At 57.1% G+C, this 6,627-nt stretch carries 9 protein-coding genes; 2 read left to right on the forward strand and 7 right to left on the reverse strand.

The window, feature by feature from the left end; all coding sequences use genetic code 11:
- Positions 1-53 precede the first annotated feature (53 nt).
- Complete coding sequence (gene pyrC / locus P8O11_RS03605) at positions 54-1,094, reverse strand: dihydroorotase (protein ID WP_300291736.1); 1,041 nt, start codon at positions 1,092-1,094, stop codon at positions 54-56.
- Between the two features lie 42 nt (positions 1,095-1,136).
- Between pyrC and P8O11_RS03610 the strand changes: the two genes are divergently transcribed.
- Positions 1,137-1,478, forward strand: coding sequence for a hypothetical protein (locus P8O11_RS03610; RefSeq protein ID WP_300291738.1), 342 nt, complete (start codon positions 1,137-1,139; stop codon positions 1,476-1,478).
- A gap of 117 nt (positions 1,479-1,595) precedes the next feature.
- Here P8O11_RS03610 and P8O11_RS03615 read toward each other — a convergent pair whose 3' ends face one another.
- Together P8O11_RS03615 and infC are read right to left on the reverse strand one after the other, a co-directional pair.
- Positions 1,596-2,189 (reverse strand): cyclopropane-fatty-acyl-phospholipid synthase family protein, encoded by a 594-nt coding sequence (locus P8O11_RS03615; protein ID WP_300291740.1) that lies wholly within the window; start codon positions 2,187-2,189, stop codon positions 1,596-1,598.
- Between the two features lie 68 nt (positions 2,190-2,257).
- On the reverse strand, positions 2,258-2,812 hold the full coding sequence (infC, locus tag P8O11_RS03620) for a translation initiation factor IF-3 (RefSeq protein WP_271437490.1): 555 nt from the start codon (positions 2,810-2,812) through the stop codon (positions 2,258-2,260).
- A gap of 294 nt (positions 2,813-3,106) precedes the next feature.
- On the opposite strand from infC, the gene P8O11_RS03625 reads away from it, so the two are divergent.
- A complete protein-coding gene (locus P8O11_RS03625; protein ID WP_300291744.1) occupies positions 3,107-3,469 on the forward strand; it encodes a hypothetical protein in 363 nt (120 codons plus the stop codon).
- A gap of 78 nt (positions 3,470-3,547) precedes the next feature.
- Here the strand turns inward: P8O11_RS03625 and P8O11_RS03630 are convergent, their stop codons facing one another.
- The 4 genes from P8O11_RS03630 to P8O11_RS03645 all read right to left on the reverse strand — a co-directional run.
- Positions 3,548-4,396: a ferredoxin--NADP reductase gene (locus tag P8O11_RS03630; protein ID WP_300291746.1), complete on the reverse strand. Its 849-nt coding sequence runs from the start codon at positions 4,394-4,396 to the stop codon at positions 3,548-3,550.
- A gap of 70 nt (positions 4,397-4,466) precedes the next feature.
- A complete protein-coding gene (locus P8O11_RS03635) occupies positions 4,467-4,877 on the reverse strand; it encodes a DUF934 domain-containing protein (protein WP_300291749.1) in 411 nt (136 codons plus the stop codon).
- Positions 4,874-5,581, reverse strand: a complete 708-nt coding sequence (locus P8O11_RS03640) for a phosphoadenylyl-sulfate reductase (RefSeq protein ID WP_300291751.1) — start codon at positions 5,579-5,581, stop codon at positions 4,874-4,876. The genes P8O11_RS03635 and P8O11_RS03640 overlap by 4 nt, the downstream gene beginning before the upstream one ends.
- Positions 5,568-6,627 (reverse strand): nitrite/sulfite reductase (locus P8O11_RS03645; RefSeq protein ID WP_300291753.1); only part of this gene is annotated, 1,060 nt, incomplete at its 5' end. The genes P8O11_RS03640 and P8O11_RS03645, both read right to left, overlap by 14 nt.

The following is a 6,627-nucleotide window of genomic DNA, read 5'->3' on the forward strand; positions in this document are numbered from 1 at the left end:
CTTGGGGAGGGGGCAGGAGCCTCCGGCGGGGATATTTTGAGAAAGAAAAAGAGTTAGGGGGCTGACCAGTAAATCGGGCGGCCAGGTGCGAAGAGCGTGACAGGGTCGGCCCCGTTGGCGATGCTTATCGGGAAAGTCACAGGTGTCTCGCTGCGGGTGAGTGTGAGTGTCTCGCTGTTCACAGGCAGGCCGTAGAAGGCGGGGCCGTGAAGGGATGCAAAGCCTTCGAGCGCCTCCAGTGCGCCCGCGTCCTCGAATGTTTGGGCAAGGCAGGCGAGCGCGACGGGCGCTGTGAAGCAGCCCGCTGAGCAGCATTCGCTTTCTTTGGCATGTGTCGGATGCGGGGCACTGTCTGTTCCCAAAAAGAAACGGGTATCGCCTGATGTGGCAGCAGCCAGAAGCGCTTCACGGTGCTCGCGACGCTTGAGGATCGGCAAGCAGTAGTAATGCGGGCGCATGCCGCCGACGAGCATATCGTTTCGGTCAAGCATGAGATGCTGAACCGTGATGGTGGCGCCGAGGCGTTCGGGGTTTGATTTGACGTATTCGGCGCCGTCCTTGGTTGTGATATGTTCCATGATCACACGCAGGTCAGGCACGGACTTGCGGATCGGGTCGAGCACGCGGTCGATGAAGACAGCTTCGCGATCAAAAATGTCGATGTCTCGATCTGTGACCTCGCCGTGAACGCAGAGGGGGCAGCCGATTTCGGCCATGCGCTCGAGCGCGGCTTGGACTTTGCTGAAGTCGGCCACACCCGAGGCGGAGTTGGTCGTGGCGCCTGCGGGATAGAGTTTGACCGCAGAAATCAGGCCTGTAGCATGGGCGGCGGCGAGATCATCGGGGTCTGTCTCTTCGGTGAGATAGAGCGTCATAAGGGGCGCAAAGCGCGCACCCTCGGGCATGGCCGCTTCAATGCGGGCCTTGTAGGCCTCGGCATCTGCCTTTGTGACCACGGGGGGCACGAGATTTGGCATGATGATGGCGCGGGCAAAATGGCGCGTTGTTTCGGGCAAAACGGCCGCGAGCATTGCGCCGTCGCGCAGGTGCAAGTGCCAATCATCGGGGCGGGTGATGGTGAGCGTCTGTGTCATGGCGCTGCGTTTACACGCATTGGGCGCTCAGGGCTAGAGGCTTTGGTCGGCTTCGCAGGCTGGACGGCCTCTGGCTTCTGCCCAGGTACGGGCGTTTGTGCGGCGGCCTCGGGACGTAAAGACGCGCTCTTCTTTATCGCTGGTGGCTTACTTGGCGCTGCGGCCTATATGGTCACTTATCCCGCGTGGAAAGCCAGCGGCATGCTGGATGATGTCATGGGTGGAAAGACCACGCTTGGCGCTGTCCCTGGATCAAAGTTTGACGGGCTAACGGCCATGTCAGGCGATATCATCGGTATCCTGATGGGGCTGGCCTTTATTGTTATCGCTTTCGTTCTGCCTGAGCGGATTGGTGGCTGCGGCGTGGCTGTGCCTGCTGAATAATCTCTGAAGAGACCCATGGGTAAGCGGCCTGCGTTGAAAAACGTGGGCCGTTTGCTTTTTGGCTTGGGTGCACAGGGCTTAGAGCAGGGGCTGGCCTCTGTAATGTCTAGAATACGTTCAGTTGGTTTTGCGGGCAATGAAGTCGATCAAGGCGGAGCGGCCCGAGTGGCCTGTGCCCTCCGAGATTTCTGCCTCATAGGAGCGGCAGGTGAGGATGTCCCAATCTGAGAAGGCGTCTTTGAGAAGCTCTTCCGTATACATGTTTTCGGCTTGAGGCGGGCCGCCTGTTTTAAAGGCGATCTGTTCAGGGGTATAGCCGTGCAGCATCATAAGGCCCTGTGGTTTGACAGCACCTTTCATCCGCTCAAAGACCAGGCTCCGCTCGGCGGGGCCAAGGAATTGAATGCAAATACCGAGGACCATGTCGTAAGTCTCTTCAAACGCGTGAGACAGAACATCCACCTCACAAAACTCGACCTGAACGCTACGCTTGGTGGCAAGCGCTTTTGCCTTGGCAATGGCAGAGGGCGCGTATTCGAGCGCTGTGACAGAAAGACCTTTCTCGGCGAGGAATACCGAATTGCGGCCTTCTCCGTCTGCTACGCTAAGCGCTGTTTGGCCCGATGTGAGTAGGGCCTCATGAGTCTTTAGAAAGTCGGCGGGCTCTGTGCCAAAGAGGTAGTCAGGGGTTTTGTAGCGCTCTTCCCACATGAGAGGTTCCTTTCAAACGCAAAACGCCCCGCGGATAAGGCGGGGCGTGTCTATTCGTGCGAGCGAGATCATTTGCTTGCGGTTGGACCGATCAGCATAACCATTTGGCGGCCTTCCATCTTGGGAAAGTTCTCGATCTTGCCGAGCTCTGCTGCGATCACGTCATCTGCGATACGCTCCAGAAGTTCGCGGCCCAAGTTCTGGTGTGCCATCTCACGGCCGCGAAAGCGCAGCGTGACTTTGACTTTGTCACCGTTGTTGAGAAACTTGACCACGTTGCGCATTTTGACGTCGTAATCATGCGTGTCGGTGTTCGGGCGGAACTTGACCTCTTTGATCTCGATGATCTTCTGCTTTTTACGGGCCTCGGCTTCGCGCTTCTGCTGTTCGTATTTGAACTTGCCGAAATCCATGATTTTGCAAACGGGTGGGTTTGCATTGGGCGAAATCTCGACAAGGTCGAGTTCTGCCTCTTCGGCCATAATCATGGCTTGCGCAGGCGTCACAACGCCTACGTTTTCGCCATCGGCGCCAATCAAACGGATTTCAGTGCTTGTGATACGGTCATTGACGCGGGGGCCAGTGTCGCGCTGTGGAGGCGCGTTATGAGGTCTACGGGCTATGGTTTTGATCCTTGTGTTGTTGACCTAGCTAGTCGTTGGGCAAGGTAGAGCGCGAATGAGGCGGATTCAAGCGGCAATCGGCTGATTTGAGCTGATTTTGGAGGCTTTCCCCCTTGCAGCTTCCGTTGGCCTACGCCATTTGGCAGATTGAGCGCGCCCCAGAAGAATCTGGGCGCCCGAACCTAAGGGGAAAGAGTTATCAAGAATTTACTGTGGATTGTGCTTGCGGCTATTGTTTTGGGCGTTGGGTACTTTGTGTATTCGGGCCAAAGCGTGACAGAAGCCGTTGACAGCGTGACAGAGACGGTAACAGAAGTTGCCCCTGTTGAGGCCGTCACTGAAGCCGCAGAAGGCGTTGCTGAAGCCGTTGAAGGCGCTGTGGATGCCGCGACAGAAACAGCAACTGACGCGGCAACCGCCGTGACTGAAGCTGCCGAAGCCACAACCGAAGCCGCAACAGATGCCATGACAGGAATGGGCGAATTGCTCACGCCTGAAGGCTTCAATTTTGAAAAAGTCGCCGAGATGATCGACGGTTCAGACAAGATTGGCACGATGCAGAAGGGCCTTCTCAAGAAGGGTCTGGAAGCCGCGAAAGACAACCCTGACGCGCTGAAAGAAATCCTGACAAAAGTAAAAGAAGCGATGGGCATGTAAGCCTGACACCGCGTGACAAACATAAAGCCCCGCTCAGGTTTAGCGGGGCTTTTTTTATGGGCTACGTGTTAAAGCGCTTTAGTCGAGGAACGCTTTTTCGACAACATAGGTTTTTGGCTCTGAGTTTGCGCCTTCTTCAAGGCCGTAGCCTTCGAGCATCTCTTTAAGCTCAAGGTTAAAGGCAAGATTGCCACAAATCATTGCGCGGTCGTTCTTTGGACAGATCGGCTCAACGCCAAGGTCTGTAAAGGCCTCGCCCGAGCGCATCAGGTCGGTGATACGGCCCATTTTTGGGCTCTCTTCGCGGGTTGTTGTGGGGTAATATTTGATTTTCTTCCAAAAGCCATCGCCTATGACTTCGTTGAGGAGCTCGTCTGTCTTGAGGCTTTCGATGATCTCGGCGCCATACGTCAGCTCGCCGGCTTCGCGACAGGTGTGGGTGATGATGACCTCGTCATAATCCGTGTAGGTCTGTGGCTCGCGCAACAGGCTCGCAAAGGGCGCAAAACCCGTGCCTGTGGCAAAAAACCATATCCGTTTGCCAGGCAAGAGGGCGTCATGCACGAGCGTGCCAACGGGCTTAGGGCGCAGGATGACTTCATCCCCGACTTTGATATGCTGAAGGCGCGAGGTGAGCGGGCCGTCCTGAACCTTGATGGAATAGAATTCTAGCTCTTCGTCCCAACTTGGTGAGGCAATAGAGTAAGCGCGCAGAAGCGGTTTTTGCTTGCCTGTTTTTTCGTCAGGCGCGCCCATGAGGCCGATCATGACAAATTCGCCCGAGCGAAAGCGCAAGCTTGCAGGCCGCGTACAGCGGAAGCTGAACAGACGATCTGTGTAGTGCTTTACTTGGGTGACAGTCTGCGCATCGGGCAGGGTGGGCGTTTTGATCGGTTTTGCCTCGGTCATGCTGCTTATCTCGTTCATTATGTCTCTTATCGGCGATTTAAACCAATATACTCTAATAAGCTTTGATCTATGTCAGGTGAAGGGCAAATCAGCCCCGCAGGCGGGCTTGGTAGTCATGCGCCTGCCAATCGGCGCGAAAGAGCCAGATCTCCTCTGGCTGACGCCTTGCTTCGGCCTCTGAGATTTCCACTTCGTCAAAGCCTGCCCGCCGCGCCATGGCGTATTGATCGGCGATGAGATGGCCCTTGGCACGCAGGCGGCCACGGTAGCCCATGAGGCGCAGCTGGCGTGCAAGCGTAAAGCCGCGCCCGTCGGCAAAGCTCGGGAAGTCAATGCGGATGAGCCGCAAGGAGGGCAGGCGGCCAACGATTTGCTCAAGCGTGGCGTCGGGGGGCAGATCAAGCCCAGCCCCGTTCTCGCCTGCGATTTCACGGGGATTCTCTGTAAAACCGTGGGGCCAGTCTTCGGGGGCAAAACCATGGTCACGGATAAGGGTCATGCGTTTTCTCCTTTGGACGTCGGGGCGGGCAGGTGAATGCCGCATTCTGTTTTTGCGCGGTCTTGCCAACGGCCTGCGCGGCCTTTGGCGGGGCTTGTGCAGGGCGCGCAGCCGAGGGATCCATAGCCTTTTGCTGTTAAGGGATGGCGCGGCAGATCATGGGCCTCAAAATAGGAGGTGATCTGTTTGGGCGACCAGTTCGCCAGCGGATTGAGTTTGATGCGGCCCGTGCCATGCTCGGCCTCAAACAGCTCAAGTGTACTGCGCGCCCCGCCTTGGAAGCGTTTGCGCCCCGAGGCCCAAGCGGCATAGGGCGCAAGTGCCGCCTGCAAGGGAGCGGTTTTGCGCAATGCGCAGCAGGCCTCTGGGTCAGAGCTGTGCAAGCGGCCTTTCGGGTCTGTGAATGTTGTGTCTGCACGCAGTATCTGAACATTGCTGAGCTGAAAGCGCGCGGCAAGCTCGGCCTGATAGGCCAGTGTCTCAGGGAAGAGCAACTCCGTATCAATGAAGAGAATAGGAGCATTGGGCGCGATCTTGGACAGCATATGCAAGAGCACAGCCGCCTCCCCGCCAAAGGAAGAGACAAGCGCTGCACGCCCCAGTAAGCCATTCGCAAAAACTTCTTTGAGAAGCGATTCCGCAGGCAGGCGTGCAAAGCGCAAGTTCAGCTGTTCCGCTTTTGCGGCCAAGTTACTCTGCAGCATGGATCAGCTCCTTTGCGGGGGCGAGTGGCTCATACAGGGCGGCTTTGAAGGGGGTGAGGCCAAGGCGGCGAAACGCCTCAAGAAAGGTTTCCTCACGGCTTTCGCGCAAGGCCAGATAGCAGCGCAGGATGCGTTCGATGGCAGGGACGATCTCATCATAGCTGAAGCCCGGACCAGTGCGCCCACCAAGCGCAAGATCTGTCCCGTGATCGCCTCCAAGGGTGATTTGGTAGTTTTCAACGCCTGCTCGGTCGAGGCCCAAGATACCGATATGGCCCACGTGATGATGTCCACAGGCGTTGATGCAGCCCGAAATTTTTAACTTCAATGGCCCGATGTCGTGCTCAAGCTTGAGCGCGTCAAAGTGCTGTGCCAAGTCTTGCGCAACGGGGATGGAACGCGCTGTCGCGAGGGCGCAATAATCCATGCCGGGGCAAGCAATGATATCGCTTAGAAGGCCGATATTGGCCGTTGCGAGACCATGCGCTCTCAGCGCGGCGTGAAGCGTTGGCAGGTCTGCGCGCGCGACATGGGGCAAGATCACGTTTTGCTCGTGAGAGATGCGCAGGGCGTCATAGCCAAAGCGGGCAGCAAGATCGGCCATAAGGCGCATTTGTGCGACTGTCGCATCCCCGGGTGTCTCGCCGTGGGCTTTCAGAGAGATCGTTACGATGGCATGATCAGCGCGTTTATGGCGCGCAAGGTTGGTATCGGCCCAAGCGCGAAACACGGGGTCAGCGGCGTAAGCTGCGTCATAGGCCACGAGGGGTGCTGCGCGAAAAGCAGGCGGTGCAAATTGGGCGCGGATATCAGCCAGAAGGGTCTGATCAACGCCGCTAAACGTTGGGCGGATCAGCGCAAAACGCTCCTCCACAAGGCGGGATATTTCCGCAAGGCCATGTTCATGGACTATGATTTTGATGCGCGCTTTATACTTGTTGTCGCGCCGTCCGAGAGTATTCCACACGGAGACCACAGCCTCAAGGTAAGGCAAGAGATCAGCTTCGGGTAGGAAGTCCTTGATAACCTTGCCAATCATGGGGGTG

It is taken from the genome of Lentibacter sp. (assembly GCF_029254145.1).
Classification (GTDB): domain Bacteria; phylum Pseudomonadota; class Alphaproteobacteria; order Rhodobacterales; family Rhodobacteraceae; genus Lentibacter.

Excerpts from the sequence above, each read along its gene's own strand:
- pyrC (WP_300291736.1), bottom strand. The coding sequence starts at position 1,094 with ATGACACAGACGCTCACCATCACCCGCCCCGATGATTGGCACTTGCAC.
- P8O11_RS03615 (WP_300291740.1), bottom strand. The coding sequence starts at position 2,189 with ATGTGGGAAGAGCGCTACAAAACCCCTGACTACCTCTTTGGCACAGAG.
- P8O11_RS03630 (WP_300291746.1), bottom strand. The coding sequence starts at position 4,396 with ATGAACGAGATAAGCAGCATGACCGAGGCAAAACCGATCAAAACGCCC.
- P8O11_RS03635 (WP_300291749.1), bottom strand. The coding sequence starts at position 4,877 with ATGACCCTTATCCGTGACCATGGTTTTGCCCCCGAAGACTGGCCCCAC.
- P8O11_RS03640 (WP_300291751.1), bottom strand. The coding sequence starts at position 5,581 with ATGCTGCAGAGTAACTTGGCCGCAAAAGCGGAACAGCTGAACTTGCGC.